16 protein-coding genes are annotated in these 17164 nt (G+C 62.2%); 8 read left to right on the forward strand and 8 right to left on the reverse strand.

All coding sequences use genetic code 11. The annotated features are described in order from the left end of the window. The first annotated feature begins 16 nt into the window (after positions 1-16). On the forward strand, positions 17-961 hold the full coding sequence (locus BLU46_RS15010; RefSeq protein ID WP_063033621.1) for a LysR family transcriptional regulator: 945 nt from the start codon (positions 17-19) through the stop codon (positions 959-961). Between the two features lie 190 nt (positions 962-1151). Then, positions 1152-2765, forward strand: a complete 1614-nt coding sequence (locus tag BLU46_RS15015) for an alkaline phosphatase family protein (RefSeq protein WP_093202980.1) — start codon at positions 1152-1154, stop codon at positions 2763-2765. Positions 2766-2833: 68 nt separating this feature from the next. Here BLU46_RS15015 and BLU46_RS15020 read toward each other — a convergent pair whose 3' ends face one another. Next, complete coding sequence (locus BLU46_RS15020) at positions 2834-3739, reverse strand: TauD/TfdA dioxygenase family protein (RefSeq protein WP_093202984.1); 906 nt, start codon at positions 3737-3739, stop codon at positions 2834-2836. A 183-nt stretch (positions 3740-3922) separates the two neighbouring features. Here BLU46_RS15020 and BLU46_RS15025 point away from each other — a divergent pair, with 183 nt between their 5' ends. After that, positions 3923-4843 carry a LysR family transcriptional regulator gene (locus BLU46_RS15025; protein ID WP_063033624.1) on the forward strand — a complete coding sequence of 307 codons (921 nt, stop codon included), beginning with the start codon at positions 3923-3925 and terminating at the stop codon, positions 4841-4843. A gap of 44 nt (positions 4844-4887) precedes the next feature. On the opposite strand, the gene BLU46_RS15030 is transcribed toward BLU46_RS15025, so the two are convergent. Continuing rightward, positions 4888-5889 carry an ABC transporter substrate-binding protein gene (locus BLU46_RS15030; RefSeq protein WP_093202989.1) on the reverse strand — a complete coding sequence of 334 codons (1002 nt, stop codon included), beginning with the start codon at positions 5887-5889 and terminating at the stop codon, positions 4888-4890. Between the two features lie 286 nt (positions 5890-6175). On the opposite strand from BLU46_RS15030, the gene BLU46_RS15035 reads away from it, so the two are divergent. From BLU46_RS15035 to BLU46_RS15045, 3 genes are read left to right on the forward strand one after another with little or no spacing between them, the layout of a single operon-like run. Beyond that, the gene (locus BLU46_RS15035) at positions 6176-7774 is read left to right on the forward strand and encodes an ABC transporter permease (RefSeq protein WP_093202994.1); all 1599 of its coding nucleotides are present in this window, start codon (positions 6176-6178) and stop codon (positions 7772-7774) included. After that, positions 7771-8586 (forward strand): ABC transporter ATP-binding protein, encoded by an 816-nt coding sequence (locus tag BLU46_RS15040; protein ID WP_093202999.1) that lies wholly within the window; start codon positions 7771-7773, stop codon positions 8584-8586. The genes BLU46_RS15035 and BLU46_RS15040 overlap by 4 nt, the downstream gene beginning before the upstream one ends. 14 nt (positions 8587-8600) lie before the next feature. Beyond that, positions 8601-10211, forward strand: a complete 1611-nt coding sequence (locus BLU46_RS15045) for an arylsulfatase (protein ID WP_093203004.1) — start codon at positions 8601-8603, stop codon at positions 10209-10211. Here BLU46_RS15045 and BLU46_RS15050 read toward each other — a convergent pair. Beyond that, positions 10183-11262, reverse strand: coding sequence for a fatty acid desaturase (locus BLU46_RS15050; RefSeq protein WP_093203009.1), 1080 nt, complete (start codon positions 11260-11262; stop codon positions 10183-10185). The two genes, BLU46_RS15045 and BLU46_RS15050, sit on opposite strands and share 29 nt — an antisense overlap. Before the next feature lie 101 nt (positions 11263-11363). Between BLU46_RS15050 and BLU46_RS15055 the strand changes: the two genes are divergently transcribed. Then, the gene (locus BLU46_RS15055; RefSeq protein WP_093203014.1) at positions 11364-12368 is read left to right on the forward strand and encodes an AraC family transcriptional regulator; all 1005 of its coding nucleotides are present in this window, start codon (positions 11364-11366) and stop codon (positions 12366-12368) included. A 145-nt stretch (positions 12369-12513) separates the two neighbouring features. On the opposite strand, the gene BLU46_RS15060 is transcribed toward BLU46_RS15055, so the two are convergent. Then, positions 12514-12879: a response regulator gene (locus BLU46_RS15060; RefSeq protein WP_003218132.1), complete on the reverse strand. Its 366-nt coding sequence runs from the start codon at positions 12877-12879 to the stop codon at positions 12514-12516. Between the two features lie 38 nt (positions 12880-12917). Next, entirely contained in the window at positions 12918-13604 is a 687-nt protein-coding gene (locus BLU46_RS15065; RefSeq protein WP_093203019.1) for a Crp/Fnr family transcriptional regulator, read from the reverse strand. Between the two features lie 83 nt (positions 13605-13687). Here BLU46_RS15065 and BLU46_RS15070 point away from each other — a divergent pair, with 83 nt between their 5' ends. After that, a complete protein-coding gene (locus BLU46_RS15070; RefSeq protein WP_093203024.1) occupies positions 13688-14212 on the forward strand; it encodes an Mpo1 family 2-hydroxy fatty acid dioxygenase in 525 nt (174 codons plus the stop codon). A 122-nt stretch (positions 14213-14334) separates the two neighbouring features. On the opposite strand, the gene BLU46_RS15075 is transcribed toward BLU46_RS15070, so the two are convergent. The 3 genes from BLU46_RS15075 to cysT are packed head-to-tail and all read right to left on the reverse strand — an operon-like array spanning position 14335 to position 17023. Then, a complete protein-coding gene (locus BLU46_RS15075; RefSeq protein ID WP_063033633.1) occupies positions 14335-15315 on the reverse strand; it encodes a sulfate/molybdate ABC transporter ATP-binding protein in 981 nt (326 codons plus the stop codon). Positions 15316-15318: 3 nt separating this feature from the next. Then, positions 15319-16191, reverse strand: coding sequence for a sulfate ABC transporter permease subunit CysW (gene cysW, locus BLU46_RS15080; RefSeq protein WP_017478064.1), 873 nt, complete (start codon positions 16189-16191; stop codon positions 15319-15321). Positions 16192-16204: 13 nt separating this feature from the next. Next, positions 16205-17023, reverse strand: a complete 819-nt coding sequence (cysT, locus tag BLU46_RS15085; protein ID WP_003218141.1) for a sulfate ABC transporter permease subunit CysT — start codon at positions 17021-17023, stop codon at positions 16205-16207. Positions 17024-17164: the final 141 nt, after the last annotated feature.

The following is a 17164-nucleotide window of genomic DNA, read 5'->3' on the forward strand; positions in this document are numbered from 1 at the left end:
ATTTTCAATGTGAAAAATGCATATCGACCTGCGCCAACTTCGCCACTTCATCGCCCTTGCCGAGCAACGCAGTTTTGTCGCGGCAGCGGTGACCGTGAACCTGTCGCAATCGGCCTTCAGCCGCAGCATTCAAGCGCTGGAACTCAGTGCCGGTTGCCAGCTGGTAGACCGTGGCCGCAAGGACCTGGCGCCGACCAAACAAGGCCAGGTGCTGCTCGAGCATGCACGGCGGCTGGTCAGTGGCGCCCAGCAACTGGCGAATGAGATCAGCCAGTTCAACGGGCTGGAGGCGGGTGAGCTGCGCTTCGGTTGCGGCCCGGCGCCCGCTGCCGGATTGATCCCCAGAGCCATCGGCAGTTTTATCGGGCGCTACCCCAAGGCCCGGGTGCAGTTCCAGGTGGACGACTGGCAAAGCCTGAGCAAGCGCCTGCTCAGCGAAGAGTTCGAATTTTTCGTCGCCGACACCCGGCATTTCGAGGCCCACCCGGATTACCAGACCCACCGCTTGCGCCCGCGCAAATGGCACTTCTGCTGCCGCGCCGGGCACCCGTTGGCGGAGCTGGAAAGCGTGACCGCGGCACAGTTGATGAGCTATCCGCTGGCGGTGACGATTCGCCCGCCGAACCTGCGCAAGGTCATCGTCGACCTCAGCGGCCGACCCGACTACACGCCCAACGTCGAATGCGAAAACGGGTACAGCCTGCTGGGCGTGGTGCTGCGTTCGGACGCTATCGGCATCGTCAGCGCCAACAGCGACGTGCTGCACATGGCCCGTGGCGAGCTGGTGTGCCTGCGGATTGAGGGTTTGGCGGAAGACCTGGAGGAGCGCTACACCCGCTATGGGATTGTCAGTCGCGCGGGGTATCGGCTGTCACCGCTGGCGGAGGCGATGATCGAGCAGATCAAGGTGATCGATGAGCAGGATGAAGAGGTGTGTGCGCTGGAGAATTTTGCTGTCTGAGCGACCGCTATCGCAGGCAAGCCAGCTCCCACAGGGGCATGCATCTCAAATGTGAGAGCTGGCTTGCCTGCGATAGCACCAGTCGCCACACCCATGCACCCACTGCATAAAACCCATTCCCCAAATGCACTTGCTTCAAGGCCTGCCAGGCGGCGAAATCGTTCGCCTGTCCTCCGTTCGGTGAAGCCTCATGTCCCAACCCAGACCCGTGCGCAACGTGCTGTACATCATGTGCGACCAACTGCGCCGCGATTACCTTTCGTGCTATGGCCATGCCCATCTGCACACCCCCAACATCGATCGCCTGGCCGCCGCCGGCGTGCGCTTCAGCCGGGCCTACACCCAGGGCACGATTTGCGGCCCGTCGCGGATGTCGGCCTATACCGGGCGCTATGTCAGCAGCCATCAGGTGGCCTGGAACGCCGTGCCACTGCCCCTGGAAGAACTGACTATCGGTGACTATTTGCGGCCCCACGGCATCCGCACCGCACTGGTGGGCAAGACCCACGCCACGCCCAATCTCGAAGCCCTGCAACGCCTGGACATCGACCCTGACAGTGCCCAGGCCCAACCGCTGAATGAGGTGGGCTTCGAAGCCTATTTCCGTCACGACGGCATCTTCCCCGACAGCCCGCTGTTCACCGAAAAACGCGAGTCTGCGCCCTACACCCACTACCTGCGCGAGCAGGGCTATGACGGCACCAACCCTTGGCACGAATGGGCGAATGCAGCCGCCGGAAAATCCGGGGAAATCCTCAGCGGCTGGCACATGCGCAACGCTCACCTGCCGGCGCGGGTGGACGAACAGCACTCGGAAACCGTCTACACCACCGACCGCGCCATCGACTTCATCACCGAGCAAGGTGAGCAACCGTGGTGCCTGCACCTGTCGTACATCAAGCCGCACTGGCCCTACATCGCCCCGGCGCCGTACCACGCGTTGTATACGGCTGAGCATGTACAGGCACCGATTCGGCCAGCGCCTGGAAAGGAAAGTGATCACCCGGTGTACCACGCTTTCCGCCAGCACCAGGAGAGCCTGAATTTTTCCCGGGATGAAGTGCGACTTAACGTGATCCCGACCTACATGGGCCTGATCAAGCAGGTGGACGATCAACTCGGCCGGCTATTTGATTTTCTCGAAAGCAATGGCCGCTGGGACGACACATTGATCGTGTTTACCAGCGATCACGGCGACTTCCTCGGCGATCATTTCCTCGGTGAAAAGGAATTCCTGCTGGAGCCCGCCGTAGGCATCCCGCTGATCGTGCGCGACCCTCGGGCTGCCGCCGATATCAGCCGTGGCTCGGTGGACGAGCGCCTGGTGGAAACCATCGATGCGCTGCCGACATTCCTGCAAGCGCTAGGATTACCCGGTGCCGAACACCGCCTGGAAGGCCGCTCGCTGATTCCGCTGCTGCACGGTGAAAACATCACCTGGCGCCGCTACGCCATCGCCGAATACGACTACGCCTTCCAGGCCCCGGCCCGGGAACGCCTCGACCAACCCATCGACCGCTGTCGCATGACCATGGTGCGCAGCGAACGCTGGAAATACCTGGCCTACGACGGTTACCGCGCGCAGTTGTTCGACTTGCAGAATGACCCGCAGGAATTGCACGACCTGGGTACCGACCCGGCGCACGCGGATGTGCGCGAGGCGCATCGGGGTTATCTGTTTGAATGGCTGCGAGGCTTGAAACGGCGCACCACCATCAGCCACGCCGAGATTGATCTGCGTGGCCAACGGTTCAGGTATGGAGAGCCGGAAGCGGAGAAGGTGGTGCAGATCGGGGTCTGGTGACCCGAAACGACCGATAAGCTTTTGTGGCGAGGGAGCTTGCTCCCGCGCCACAGGCGTTTGCGTTGAAGTTATAGACCGCGGGTGGTCTGGCTACGCTGCCCCTGCACACTCACCGGTACATCGCCCTTGAGCGTTACCCGGCGCACGATGCGTTCCTGGGTGCCGTAGTCGTCCACTGCGTAATGCTGGGTGGCGCGGTTGTCCCAGATCGCCACGTCGCCGGTGTTCCAGCGCCAGCGCACGGTGTTTTCCAGGCGCGTGACATGGCTTTGCAGGAGGTTGAACAGGTGCGCCGAATCCACCTGTGAATAGCCCTTCAGGCGTTTGACGAAGTGCCCCAGCAGCAGGGTCTTTTCGCCGCTGACCGGGTGCACACGTACCACCGGGTGCTCGGTCTCGTAGACCGTCGAGGTGAAGATCTTGCGGTACTCCTCCAGCTTCTCCGGCGACACATCCGGCTTGCGCGCGGCGTAGTCGTATTCATTGCTGTGCACGGCCCAGAGCTTGTCCGCCAGCTCCCGCAGTTCGGCGTTCAGGTCGTTGTAGGCCGCCGCGGTGTTGGCCCAGACGGTGTCGCCACCGGAGGCTGGCGCCAGCACCGAACGCAGGATCGAGGCCTTCGGGTAGGCATCGACGAAGGTCACGTCGGTGTGCCACGAGTTGGCGCGCTGGCCACGGGCACCGTCCAGTTCCAACAGGAACCGCGTGCCGTCGCGCACCGGTACGGTGGGGTGGGCAATCGGCTCGCCAAGCAAGTGGGCGAAGGCTTCCTGGCTCTGGTCATCGAGGTGGGTCTGCTCGCGGAAGAAGATCACCTTGTACTGCACCAGCGCCTGCTGGATGGCTTCCACTGTGGCGGCGTTCAGCCCGCCGGATAACGTGATGCCACGGATCTCGGCGCCGATGCGTCCGGCCACCGGGTGGATATCCAGCGCCAGGGCGACGGGTTGAACAGCTAGTGCGGCGTTGCTCATGGTGATGACCCTCATGTGCCAGCTTTCGGTTGGGAGTAGCGTGCAACAACGCTCTATTCATATGCATTTTAGGTCTAGCAAATGAACGCATGCTTCGTTGACGGAATAAGAGCTTGCATTTAAAACCTCAGCTCCCCCGGTCGCAAATGCCTTCGACCTATTTTTCAAATGCCAGGAAAGCATATGGATCTTCGCCAACTGCGCTACTTCATTGCCCTCAACGAACACCGCAGTTTTGTGCGTGCCGCCGACGCCATGGGCATCACCCAACCGGCGTTCAGCCGCAGCATCCAGGGGCTGGAACAGGAGTTCGGCTGCGTGCTGGTGGACCGGGGCAACAAGGACCTGCGCCCCACGCCCGAAGGCCAGGTGGTGCTTCAACATGCGCTGACCCTGGTGCACGGCGCGGCGTTGTTGAGCAGCGAAGTCACGCGCATGACCAAGCTGGATGCGGGCGAATTACGCTTCGGTTGCGGCCCGGCGCCGGCGGTGAAACTGGTGCCGGATGCGGTGGCGCGCTTTATCACCGCGCACCCGAAAATCCGCACCAGTTTCCAGGTGGATAACTGGGAAAAACTCAGCCGCAGCCTGAGCCGCGAAGAGATCGAATTTTTTATCGCCGACATCCGCCAGTTCGAGTCCGACCCGAACTTTCAGACCCGGCCGCTGACGCCCAAACGCGGGGTGTTTTTCTGCCGGCCGGGGCACCCGCTGCTGGCCAAGGACAGCCTGTCGACCAACGACATGTTCGATTACCCGTTGGCCGCGCCGCTGATTTCCCAAGGCACTCGCAAACTGTTGGCGAATCTCAGCGGGCGCATGGATTTCTCACCGAGCATTCACACCGAACACTTCCCGGCCCTGGTGAAGATCGTGTTGCAGTCCAATGCCATTGGCGTGGGCACCGAGGAGGCGTTTGCCGAGGACATTGCCAAAGGCAAACTGGTGCTGCTGCACTGGCGCAACCTGCCGCAAAACCTCGAGAGCCTGAATGCCCGTTGCGGGATCGTCAGCCGCACCGGCTTTCGCTTGTCGCCGGCGGCCAAGGCGATGATCGAGACGCTGGTGGCAGTGGATCAACACGAAGTAAGTGTGGCGGTCTAGCGCACCGCCCCACTCACCTCCCACGTAGCTTGCATTAGGGGGCTTCAGATGCCGGCGGCCGCCAACTTCGGCGCCACCCAATCGTTCACCTGGAACGGCTTGCGGATCAATCGTTGCTGCGATGCCAGATCCACTTTGTTCTGCAACTTGGCGAGGAACACCGGGTCGAGGGTCGACGGGAAAATCTCGCTGAGTTTCTGGTCTTTCAAATCATTGGTCAGGATCACCGGTGGATAACTCGCCAGCCCCGACACCAACTGGATGTAGGCCTGCTTGTTGTTGTCATCGGTCAGCCATTGCACCGCTTGCTGCTGCGCCTTGAGCAGCGTGGCCACGGCTTCGGGATGCTCATCGACAAACTTGCCGCTGCCCACCAGCACACTCTGGATACTGCCGGCGTCGCCCAGGTCCTTGGTGCTCAGCGGGATTTCGGCCAGGCCCTTGGCTTGCAACGCGCTCAGGCCCGAACTGCCCCAGGTCGCGTCGATCTGCTTGGCGGCCAGTGCGGCGACGGCAGCGTTGAAGTCCAGGTTGATGACTTTCAGGTCTTTTTCACTCAAGCCCTGGCTGGCCAGAGCGCTGTCGAATGACAGTTGGCTGGCAGTGCCGCGGAACACCGCAACGCGCTTGCCCTTGAGATCCTGCAGGGTCTTGATGCCCGAACCCGGCACCACCCCCAGGTAATGTTTGACGCCTCGGGCGCTGGCACTCAACAGGCGCGTGTCGAGGCCGTTGGATTTGCCGATGATTGCCGCCAGGTCGCCCAGATAGGCCAGGTCCACCTGGCCATTGGCGAAGGCTTCATTGATCACGGGGCCCGCGCCCTTGAAGAAATTCCACTGGATCTTGATGCCCTGGTCGGCGAAAGCCTTTTCAAAAATCTGCTGTTGGCGCAGCACGTCCACTACACCCCCGCCGCTGTGTTGAGTACCGGCGGTGAGGTCGGGCACGGCGATGCGAATTTCCTTGAGGTCGGCAGCCTGCACCAGCCCGGCCAACGCCGTGCCGGCAACCAGTGTGATCAAGCGTTTGAAGGGCAGCTTCATAGGGGGTGCTCCTGAGGGCGGCGGTAGCCTGGGGAGCAGAAAGTAGGCATAAGCGGATCAAAACTTTAAATACTATAAATTCACAATTTAATAGCTTTCAGATCTATAGGCAGCCAAACGCAGGCCCCAGAAGGCTATGCACCAACAGCATGGAAAATATTCTCCAAATGCATTGGATGCGTATCGGGTAGCGGCTTTAAATGGTTTTTCTTATCCCTCAATCGTCTTGATTGTTTGTTTATAAGATCAAAAAAACATAAAGCCCACCGGACAACGGAGGTCATCCATGGCCCGAATCTCGCTGTTGAGCCTACCACTGGCGGCCCCTGCCCAAGGGCGGCAGCCACGTTGGCCGCACTTAGGCGACCGCCTGTTGCCCTGGCTGCTGCCGCTGGTGTTGTTCGCGCTGTGGTGGTTGGCCAGCCGCAATCATTGGATGAGCGAGCAGATTCTGCCCGCCCCGTCGCTGGTCTGGAGCAGCGCGGTGGAGTTGGCCGGCGGTGAATTATGGAGCCACTTGGCGATCAGCCTGCAACGGCTGTTCTGGGGCTTGCTGGCGGGGGTGAGTGCCGGTGCATTGCTGGGGGCGCTGCTGGGTTTCAGTCCCCGAGCCGAGCGCCTGGTGTTCCCGACGTTCAGCGCTTTGTCGCAAGTCCCGACCCTGGCCTGGATCCCGCTGTTCATGGTGTTTTTCGGGATAGGCGAAACCCTCAAGCTGGTGGTGCTGGTCAAGGCGATTGTGGTGCCGGTCACCCTGCATACGCTGGTGGGGGTGCGCGATGCCCAGCCCGGCCTGCGTGAAGCCGCACGGGTGCTGCGCCTGCCTTCTCACCTGTTGATCCGCCGCCTGATTTTGCCGGCCGCACTGCCGGCGTTCATGGCCGGAGTGCGCCTGGCCCTGGCCGCCGGCTGGACCTCGTTGCTGGCCGTGGAACTGTTGGCCTCCAGTGAGGGCATCGGCTACCTGATGGTCTGGGCGCGGCAACTGTTCATGCTGGATATCGTCTTCGTGTGCATCGTGGTGATCGGCGTGCTGGGCGTGGTCATGGACCGCGGCGTCGGCTGGCTGGACCGCAAGTGGGTGCACTGGCCGCATCCGGCCACCGCACAGATTCGCCGTGGCCCGCGCTACCAAGGCTGGCAACGCCTGCAACCCTGGCTGCTGCCGCTGGGTTTAGTAGCGCTGTGGCAACTGGCAACACAGCAGGCCTGGGTGGATCCGAACATCCTGGTCAGCCCATGGGCAGTCCTGCAAACCACCGTGGCCGGAGTGCTGGACATGAGCCTGGTCAGCGCCCTGGCCCTGAGCCTCGGGCGCACCTTGGGCGGCTTGGTGCTAGGCGGCGGCCTGGGCTTCCTCGTGGGCTTGCTGCTGGGGCTGTCGCGCACCAGTGAACGGCTGCTCGGCCCAACCCTCGCCGCCCTGCGCCAGATTGCGATTTTCGCCTGGGTACCGCTGCTCACCGCCTGGTTCGGCCTCGGCGAATTGGCCAAGTGGGTGTTCATCGCCCTGGCCGCGTTCTTTCCACTGTTTATCGCCACCCAACGCAGCGTGCTCAATCTGTCGCCGCAACTGAATGAAGCCGCCCAGGTCTTGCGCTTGAGCCTCGGCCAGCGCCTGCGTCGGCTGGTGCTGCCGGGTGCGGCTGCGGGGATTTTTGCCGGCCTGCGCCTGAGCCTGATCTACGCCTGGCTGGGCACCATCGGCGCTGAATATTTCATGCCGTCCAACGGCGGCATCGGCAGCCTGATGATCGGTGCCCAGCAACTGCTGCGCATGGACCTGATCATGAGCGGCATGCTCCTGGTTGGCCTCACCGGCGCCGCTCTCAATCTTATCGGCCAACGCATCGAAACCCGCGCCACGCGCTGGAGACACGCATGAACGCACCTATCGTCAGCTTCGCCCATGTGGGCAAATCCTTTGATGTCGACGGCTTCGAACTGGAGGCCATCCGCGAATTCAACCTGGATATTGCCGAAGGTGAATTCGTCGCCATCGTCGGCTCCAGCGGCTGTGGAAAATCCACCCTGCTGCGCTTGCTGGTGGGCCTCGACACGCAGTTTCGAGGACAGATCAGCGTCGATGGCAAGGCCGTCAGCGGCATCGGTGGCGAGCGCGGCATCGTGTTCCAGGAACACCGTCTGTTCCCTTGGCTGACGGTGGAAGAAAACATCGGCCTGGGCCTGGTCAACGAGCCCCTGAGCGTTGCCGAAAAGCAGCAGCGCATCGGCGATTTTATCGAGCTGGTGGGCCTCACCGACTTCACCCGCGCCTACCCGCACCAGCTGTCCGGCGGCATGGCGCAACGGGTGGCGATTGCCCGCGGCCTGGTGGCCAGCCCGCGCATCCTGCTGCTGGACGAACCCTTCGGCGCCCTCGACGCCCTGACCCGCCAGCAGATGCAGGACGAGCTGCTGGCCATCCGCGCACGGGCGAAAATCACCACAATCCTGGTGACCCACGATGTGGAAGAAGCGATTTTTCTCGCCGACCGCGTCGTTGTGATGGAACCCCGTCCAGGGCGGATCAAGCAGGTAGTGGACATCGCCCTGCCCCATCCGCGCCAGCGCAGCAGCTTCGACTTCCACCAGTTGCGTGAAGAACTGCTGCACGAACTGATCAGCGACGACCACTACCAGCCACCGGTGCGCGAGCAGATCCGCAACCTGCCCCTGGCCTTTATTGCCTGCTAACGAGGAGCGTATTGATGCCGCAACGTCCCAACTTTTTAGTGATCCTGGCCGATGACATGGGCTTCTCCGACCTCGGAGCCTTCGGCGGCGAAATCGCCACGCCGCACCTCGATGCCCTGGCACTCAACGGCCTGCGCCTGACCGACTTCCACACCGCGCCCACCTGCTCGCCGACCCGCTCGATGCTGCTCACCGGCACCGACCACCATATCGCCGGGATCGGCACCATGGCCGAGGCGCTCACCCCGGAGCTGATCGGCAAACCGGGCTACGAGGGCTACCTCAACGACAAAGTGGTCGCCCTGCCGGAGCTGCTGCGCGACGCCGGTTACCAGACCCTGATGAGCGGCAAATGGCACCTGGGCCTGACCGCCGAGCTGGCGCCCCATGCCCGGGGTTTCGAGCGTTCGTTCTCGCTGTTGCCGGGGGCGGCCAACCACTATGGGTTCGAACCGACCTACGACGACACCACGCCAGGGCTGCTCAAATCCACCCCGGCGCTGTACATCGAGGACGACACCTTAGTCGAACAGTTGCCCAAGGATTTCTATTCCTCCGACGCCTTTGGCGACAAGCTGCTGCAGTACCTCAAGGAACGGGACCAGACCCGGCCGTTCTTCGCTTACCTGCCGTTTTCTGCCCCGCACTGGCCGTTGCAGGCCCCCGCAGAGATCGTCGACAAATACCGTGGCCGCTACGATGCCGGCCCCGAAGTGTTGCGCCTGGAACGCCTGGAAAAACTCAAGGCGCTGGGGCTGATCGATGCGGATGTGGAACCCCATCCGTTGATCGAATTGAACACCCAGTGGGCGGCCCTGAGCGACGAGCAACGCCAGGTGTCGGCGCGGGCGATGGAAGTGTATGCAGCGATGGTCGAGCGCATGGACTGGAACATCGGCCGGGTGGTCGAGTACCTGCGCAAACAAGGGCAACTGGACAACACCTTTATCCTGTTCATGTCGGATAACGGTGCCGAAGGTGCCCTGCTGGAAGCCTTCCCCAAATTCGGCCCGGAGCTGCTGACCTACCTCAACCAGCATTACGACAACCGCCTGGAGAACATCGGCCGCGCCAATTCCTACGTGTGGTACGGCCCGGCCTGGGCTCAAGTCGCGACCGCGCCGTCACGGCTGTTCAAGGCGTTTACCACCGAAGGCGGGATCCGCGTGCCGGCGCTGGTGCATTACCCGCAGTTGTCCCTCAAGGGCCGGATCAGCCATGGCTTCGGCACGGTGATGGACATCACGCCGACCATCCTCGACCTCGCCGGCGTGCGCCATCCAGGCAAACAGTGGCGCGGTAAACCGGTTGCGCCGTTGCGTGGCAAGTCGTGGCTGGGGTTCCTGTCCGGCGAGACCGAACAGGTGCATGACGAACACACCGTCACCGGCTGGGAGCTGTTTGGCCGCCGGGCGATTCGCCAGGGCCAATGGAAAGCCGTGTACATCCCGGGCCCCGTGGGGCCTGCCACCTGGCAACTGTACGACCTGGGCCAGGACCCCGGCGAAATCCATGACCTTGCCCAAAGCCACCCGCAAAAGCTGGCGACCCTGATCGGCCACTGGCAGCAGTACGTCGAAGAGACCGGGGTGATCCTCAGCGCGTCGCCGTTTCAGCCGGATTGATCGCCACCGATGAATGGGCCGCGCGCTCAAACCGATTGGCCCGGGCAAACGTGCCGAAATCGTTGAAGCGCACGCCCATCTCAGCCATCACCTTGTGCGCCGTTTTCACCGTCATCTGACGGATGTAGAACGGCTCCTTGACCACGAAATGATGAATCCCGTGGGTGCTGCCGAAGTTGAAGCAGAACGCCTGCAACGGCCACAGCCACCACGGGTTGAGCACCTGGGTTTGCTGGATCACATTGCCCGGCTCGATGTCACCGTAGTAGTGCATGTTGGAACTGACAAAGTGCAGGCAGAAGGTGCGCAGCACGTTGGGCCCGATGATCACCACGGCGGCGATGTCGACGATGTGCATCACTGCCAGGGTGTTGGCTGACCAGTCGATTGGCGCGCCCAGCAGGCTGGCGATGCCATTGGCGGCATGAAAGCCCAGGAACACATACCACGCGCCCCAATGCAGCAGTGCCAACGGCGCATAGACCAGCGCCGTGCGCTTGAGAATGCCCAGCTTGTGCTTCCAGGTCGGTGCCCGCAGCACCCGGATCAGCGCCGACATGATGTTGTCGCCGACCATCAGCAAGCGTGCCAGGCCCCACGGTTCACCGTTGGTGATTGCGCGCTCTTCGATGTCGGTTTCGCTGCCGGAAACCTTGTGATGATTGAGGTGGATATGGCGCCGTACCCAGGGGTTGATGGTGCTGGGCCGCGCCAGCCACACCAGGCCCATCATCAGGTTGTGGGGCAGGCGCTGCTTGCGAAAGTACATGCTGTGGATCAGGTCGTGTTCCAGCTCGTGGGTCAGCGACGCCAGGAACGCGTTCAGCAGCAGGCACACCCACCACGCCATGTGCCCGGTGATATACAGCGCCGCCGAACCCAGCATCCCCATCAGGGCAAAGGTCAGGATGCCCGCGCCCAACGCGTCCTGATGCAGCAGCCAGGGGTGGCGCTGACGCAATAACTGACCCTCGGCCAGCACCACTTCACGAATATGCGCTGAACGCTGTTGTGCGTTCATCTGCCGGGGGCTTGCAGAAGTACCGTCCATGCTTCCATCCTCTGTCTTATTGATGCGTACATCCTGCCCTATGCGATCTGGCGGGACGCTAGCCCCACACGCCAACCTGTTGACCGCAAGCGCCAATCAACATGACCGAACCGACCTCCCTCGCCAGCTGGACCCGCGCCCTGCGCAAGCAGCTCGACGCCCTGGGCCTCGACAGCGCCGCGTTGTGCGCCCAGGCCGGGCTTGACCCACAGTTGATGGACGATCCCAACGCACGTTATCCGTTGTCGGCCACCACGCGCCTGTGGGAACTGGCGGTGCAGGCCAGTGGCGACCCGGCGATTGGTTTGCGGGTGTCGCGGTTTGTCAGCCCCACCACCTTTCATGCGCTGGGTTACGCGCTGGTGGCCAGCGGCAGCCTGCGGGAAGTGTTCGAGCGGATCGTGCGCTATCACCAGGTGGTCAGCGATGCCCTGAGCCTGGAGCTTAGCCGGGAGGGCGAACGTTACCGCTTTCGCCTGCAACTGCCTGCCGGCACACCCGCGCCGGCGTTTGAAGCGATTGATGCGTTCGCCGCGATTTATGTGCGCACTTGCCGCAATCGACTGGGGCGCGAATATGCGCCGCTGGCGGTGTACCTGCGGCGGCCCGAGCCGGCCGATCCCAAGCCGTGGCACACGGTGTTTCGTGCACCCGTGTTTTTCGCCGCCGAGGAAGACCGTCTGGAATTCGCCGCCCAGGACTTTGACAGTCACCTGGACGACGCCAACCCGGAGTTGGCCGAACATAATGAAACCGTGCTCAAGCGCACCTTGGCACAACTGCGGCCGCTGACCTGGGAGCGCAAAGTGCGTTCGGCCATTGAAGCGCAGTTACCTGACGGTGAACCGAGCGCCGAGCGTATCGCCCAGGCGTTGCATTTGAGTTTGCGCAGCTTGCAGCGGCACCTGGCGGACGAGGGCTGCCGGTTTGATGCGCTGCTCAATGAGTGCCGGGAGAACCTCGCGCTGCTGCACCTGCGGGACCCCGAGTGTTCGCTGGCGGAGATCAGTCATTTGCTGGGGTTTGCCGATACCAGCAGCTTCAACCGGGCGTTCAAGCGCTGGACGGGGATGACGCCGGGGCAGTTTCGGGATGGGTTGAGGTAGCTGGAGTTGCGGTGGCTGTAAGGGCCTCTTCGCGAGCAAGCCCGCTCCCACATTTGACCGAGTACATCCTTTGGAATGTGGTCAAATGTGGGAGCGGGCTTGCTCGCGAAAGCGGTCGATCAAACACCACAAAAGCCAGAATCAGTCAGCGCCCCCGATCCCGCCTCAACACCTTCTTCACCCGCGCCACCAAGGCCCGGGCCTCAAAGGGCTTGAGCAAATAGTCGTCCTCATGCAATTCCAACCCACGCAGCCGGTCTTCAATCCCGTCGGGAGTGGTCAAGAACAGCATCGGCGTCTCACCCTTCAACCGAATCGCCTGCTGCAGCTTCCAGGCATTCAGCCCCGGCAGCATCACATCCAGGATCACCAGGTCGTATTCGGTGCTTTCCACAAAGCGCAGGGCCGCCATGCCGTTGGCCGCCACCTCCACCGTGTAACTGGCCTCTTCAAGACTGCGGCCCATCGCCTCGGCCGCCTCTGACTCGTGTTCCACTAGCAGGACGCGCATAACACACCTCGAATAATCGTGAACGCAGGCTACCACCCTCAGGCGTGCGCCGCCTCGCGCAAACGTTGCGGGTCGAGGATTTCGATCTCGCCATAGCCCAGGCGCACGATGCCCTGGCCTTGCAGGTCCTTGAGCAACGCATTGGTGGTCTGGCGCGACAGGCTCAACATCGCGGCCAGGTCTTCCTGGGGCAGTTGCAGTACGTGTCGGGCCTGCTCGATGTCGCCGTAGCCTTCGGCGATCATCAACAAGCGGTGCGCCACCCGCACCGACGCCGGCATCAGGCTCAATTGCTCGATATTGATAAAGGTCAGGCGCAGCTTCTGGCTCATCAACAGGGCCATGTCGCGCCAGTAACGCGGAGTCTCTTCGAGGATCTGCAGCAACGCCGGTTGCGGCACCTGCAACAACGTACAAGGCCCGACCGCGCAGGCGTCGTGGGTGCGGGGCAACCCGTCGAACAGGGAGATCTCGCCGAACCAGTACGGCAACTCCGCCAGGCTCAACACCGCTTCCTTGCCCTGCTCGTTCACCGCGCTGATGCGCAAGGAGCCTTCCAGCACCGCGTACAACCCACACGGCGGGTCGCCGCGCTTGAACAGGTATTGCCCCGCCGTCAGCTGCCGCAACCGGGCGCTGGTCAGCAAGCTATTCTGTAGATCATCAGGCAGATGGCTGTACCAGTGACCGGTGGCCAACCGTGGGTGCCATTTCTCTACATCCATGCGAACTCCGAAGATTGTCGGCCAGTTGACAGTGTGTCGCGGGCCTACAGGGCATGATCAAACATCCTACAGGAGGAACAACAATGAAAAGCCTCGTCGACCATCTCAGTCAATACGCCGCCTACCACCGCGACTCGCGCAACATCGCAAGCCACTTTATCGGCATCCCGCTGATTGTGGTGGCGGTGGCCGTGCTGCTGTCGCGCCCCGAATGGACGGTGGCCGGGCTCTGGCTGTCGCCTGCGGTGCTGCTGGCACTGTTCTCGGCGTGGTTCTATTTGCGTCTGGAGCTGGCACTTGGTGTGCTGATGACGGTGCTGATGGGCCTGTCGGTGTGGGCCGGGCATGTGCTGGCGGCGCAAAGCACGCTGGTGTGGCTGAGCAGCGGCATCGGCATGTTCGTGGTGGGCTGGGTGATCCAGTTTGTGGGGCATTACTACGAGGGGCGCAAGCCGGCGTTTGTCGATGACGTGTCCGGGCTGATCGTGGGGCCGTTGTTTGTGGTGGCGGAGTTGGCGTTTCTGGTGGGGCTGCGGCATGACCTGAAGCGGCAGATTGAAGAGCGTTCGGGGCCGGTGGCCGTGCGGCACAAGAACGCCACGGCCTGACAAGCAACACAAGCTAAATGTGGGAGCTGGCTTGCCTGCGATGCTGGCACCTCGGTGTCTCAGGCATACCGAGGTGATGCTATCGCAGGCAAGCCAGCTCCCACAGGGGTTTTGCAGTGTTCTTAAGCTTTTTGCCAGACCTTGGGCTTGAAGAACAACGTCTCGCCCCGCGCCAGGCCGGTCAGACTGTCGTGGTCTTTCACCACTTCTGCCTCGATCAACTCGCTCTGGCCTTCGACCTTCAGGGTCACCCGGGTGGTCGCGCCAAGCGGGCGAATATCACGCACTTCAGCCGCGTGGTGGTCCTCCAGCTCATGGCGCGACAGCGACACTTCATGCGGGCGGAACAGCACGTGCTTGTCTTCACCCAAGTGCAGACGATTCGAATCCCCAAGGAAGTGATAAACGAAATCGCTGGCCGGGTTTTCGTAGACTTCGCCCGGTGAGCCGATCTGCTCGATCACGCCCTTGTTCATCACCACGATGCGGTCCGCCACTTCCATGGCTTCTTCCTGGTCGTGGGTCACGAACACCGAGGTCAGGTTGATGTCTTCGTGCAGGCGCGCCAGCCAGCGGCGCAGTTCTTTACGAACCTTGGCATCCAGGGCGCCGAACGGTTCATCCAGCAGCAGCACTTTAGGCTCTACCGCCAGGGCGCGGGCCAGGGCGATACGCTGGCGCTGGCCACCGGAGAGTTGTTCCGGGTAGCGATCCGACAGCCAATCGAGCTGCACCATGTTCAGCAACTCGTGGACTTTTACCGCGATCTGGCTTTCGGTCGGGCGCTGGTTTTTCGGTTTCATGCGCAGGCCGAACGCGACGTTGTCGAACACGGTCATGTGGCGGAACAGGGCGTAGTGCTGGAACACAAAGCCGACGTTGCGATCACGCACGTCATGGCCGGAGACGTCTTCACCGTGGAACACGATGCTGCCGGCATCCGGGGTTTCGAGCCCGGCGATGATCCGCAGCAAGGTGGTCTTGCCGCAGCCGGACGGGCCCAGCAACGCCACCAGCTCGCCACTCTGGATGTCCAGGTTGATGCTGTTCAGAGCCTTGAAGGCGTTGAAATTCTTGCTGACATTACGGACTTCGATCGACATGACTTATTCCTCAGCCGCACCGGCGCGCAGGCGGTTAATACGGTTCTCGCTCCACTGCTTGAGCAGCAGGATGAAGAGCGCCAGGATCAGCAACAGGCTCGCGACGGCAAACGCGGCGACGTGGTTGTATTCGTTGTAGAGGATCTCGACGTGCAGCGGCAAGGTGTTGGTCACGCCGCGAATGTGGCCGGACACCACCGACACCGCACCGAACTCACCCATGGCCCGCGCGGTACACAGCACCACGCCGTAGATCAGGCCCCACTTGATGTTCGGCACGGTGACATGCCAGAACATCTGCCAGCCGTTGGCGCCCAGCAGGCGCGCGGCCTCTTCTTCCTGGGTACCTTGTTCCTGCATCAGCGGGATCAACTCACGGGCCACGAATGGCACGGTGACGAAGATCGTCGCCAGCACGATGCCCGGCAAGGCGAACACGATCTGGATGTCATGGTCCTGCAGCCACGGGCCAAAGAAGCCCTGGGCGCCGAACATCAACACGTAGACCAAACCGGCGATCACCGGCGAGACCGAGAACGGCAGGTCGATCAGGGTCACCAGGATACTTTTGCCACGGAACGAGTACTTGCTCACGCACCAGGCGGCGCTGACGCCGAACACCACGTTGAGCGGTACCGAAATCACCACGGCGATCACCGTGAGTTTCAACGCCGACAGCGCGTCCGGTTCAAGGATCGCGGTGAAGAACGCACCCAGGCCATTCTTCAGGCCCTGGGACACCACGATAAACAGCGGTAGCAGCAAAAACAGGAAGAACACCAGCCAGCCAAGGCTGATCAGGATGCGTCGGGACACCGCGCTGCCACGACGGGCAGCGTTGGCCGAGGACGCGGCGGAAATAGACGATTGGGACATGTTCCGCGCCTCCTTATGGGTGTTCGATACGCCGCTGCAGCAAGTTGATCAGCAGCAGCAGGACAAAGGAAACCACCAGCATCAGCACACCGATGGAGGTGGCGCCGTGGTAGTCGTATTGGTCGAGCTTGACCATGATCAGCAGCGGCAGGATCTCGGTTTTCATCGGCATGTTGCCGGCGATGAAGATCACCGAACCGTACTCACCGACACCTCGTGCAAACGCCAAGGCGAAGCCGGTCAACCAGGCAGGCAGCAGCGCCGGTACCAGGATGTAGCGGAACACTTGCAAGGGCTTGGCGCCAAGGCAGGCGGCCGCTTCTTCGATTTCCCTGGGGATATCGGCCAACACCGGCTGCACGGTACGCACCACGAATGGCAGAGTGACAAAGGTCAACGCCAGGGTAATACCCAAGGGGGTGTAGGCGATCTTGAAGCCCAGGTCGGCGGCGAACTGGCCTACCAGGCCGGTGGGCGTGTACAGCGCGGTGAGCGCGATACCGGCGACGGCGGTGGGCAGGGCGAACGGCAAGTCGATCATCGCATCGATGATCTTGCGCCCGGGGAAGGTGTAGCGCACCAGTACCCACGCCAGCAGGGTACCGATCACGCCGTTGATGATCGCGGCATACAACGCAGTGCCGAAGCTCAGTTTCAACGCCGCCAGCACACGGGGTGCGGAGATGATGTTCCAGAACTGATCCCAAGTGAGTTGAGCGGCGTGTACAAACATCGCCGCCAGGGGGATGAGTACGATCAGGCTGAGGTACACCACGGTGTAGCCCAGCGTCAGCCCGAAGCCGGGTATGACGGGGGAGATACGACGCGACATAAGAGTCCTTGGTTAGCGGGTAGATACCACTGTAGGAGCGAGCTTCTGTGGGAGCTGGCTTGCCTGCGATGCCGGCACCCCGGTGTATCAGTTACACCGAGGTGATGCTATCGCGGGCAAGCCCGGCTCCCACAGAAAGCT

This window comes from Pseudomonas yamanorum, assembly GCF_900105735.1.
GTDB lineage: Bacteria > Pseudomonadota > Gammaproteobacteria > Pseudomonadales > Pseudomonadaceae > Aquipseudomonas > Aquipseudomonas yamanorum.

Bases quoted from the DNA above. Each gene is read 5' to 3' on its own strand.
- BLU46_RS15035 (WP_093202994.1), top strand. From the start codon at position 6,176: ATGGCCCGAATCTCGCTGTTGAGCCTACCACTGGCGGCCCCTGCCCAA.
- BLU46_RS15065 (WP_093203019.1), bottom strand. From the start codon at position 13,604: ATGGATGTAGAGAAATGGCACCCACGGTTGGCCACCGGTCACTGGTAC.
- BLU46_RS15055 (WP_093203014.1), top strand. From the start codon at position 11,364: ATGACCGAACCGACCTCCCTCGCCAGCTGGACCCGCGCCCTGCGCAAG.
- BLU46_RS15015 (WP_093202980.1), top strand. From the start codon at position 1,152: ATGTCCCAACCCAGACCCGTGCGCAACGTGCTGTACATCATGTGCGAC.
- BLU46_RS15075 (WP_063033633.1), bottom strand. From the start codon at position 15,315: ATGTCGATCGAAGTCCGTAATGTCAGCAAGAATTTCAACGCCTTCAAG.
- BLU46_RS15025 (WP_063033624.1), top strand. From the start codon at position 3,923: ATGGATCTTCGCCAACTGCGCTACTTCATTGCCCTCAACGAACACCGC.
- BLU46_RS15060 (WP_003218132.1), bottom strand. From the start codon at position 12,879: ATGCGCGTCCTGCTAGTGGAACACGAGTCAGAGGCGGCCGAGGCGATG.
- BLU46_RS15010 (WP_063033621.1), top strand. From the start codon at position 17: ATGCATATCGACCTGCGCCAACTTCGCCACTTCATCGCCCTTGCCGAG.
- BLU46_RS15040 (WP_093202999.1), top strand. From the start codon at position 7,771: ATGAACGCACCTATCGTCAGCTTCGCCCATGTGGGCAAATCCTTTGAT.
- cysT (WP_003218141.1), bottom strand. From the start codon at position 17,023: ATGTCGCGTCGTATCTCCCCCGTCATACCCGGCTTCGGGCTGACGCTG.
- BLU46_RS15045 (WP_093203004.1), top strand. From the start codon at position 8,601: ATGCCGCAACGTCCCAACTTTTTAGTGATCCTGGCCGATGACATGGGC.
- BLU46_RS15050 (WP_093203009.1), bottom strand. From the start codon at position 11,262: ATGGACGGTACTTCTGCAAGCCCCCGGCAGATGAACGCACAACAGCGT.
- BLU46_RS15020 (WP_093202984.1), bottom strand. From the start codon at position 3,739: ATGAGCAACGCCGCACTAGCTGTTCAACCCGTCGCCCTGGCGCTGGAT.
- BLU46_RS15070 (WP_093203024.1), top strand. From the start codon at position 13,688: ATGAAAAGCCTCGTCGACCATCTCAGTCAATACGCCGCCTACCACCGC.
- cysW (WP_017478064.1), bottom strand. From the start codon at position 16,191: ATGTCCCAATCGTCTATTTCCGCCGCGTCCTCGGCCAACGCTGCCCGT.
- BLU46_RS15030 (WP_093202989.1), bottom strand. From the start codon at position 5,889: ATGAAGCTGCCCTTCAAACGCTTGATCACACTGGTTGCCGGCACGGCG.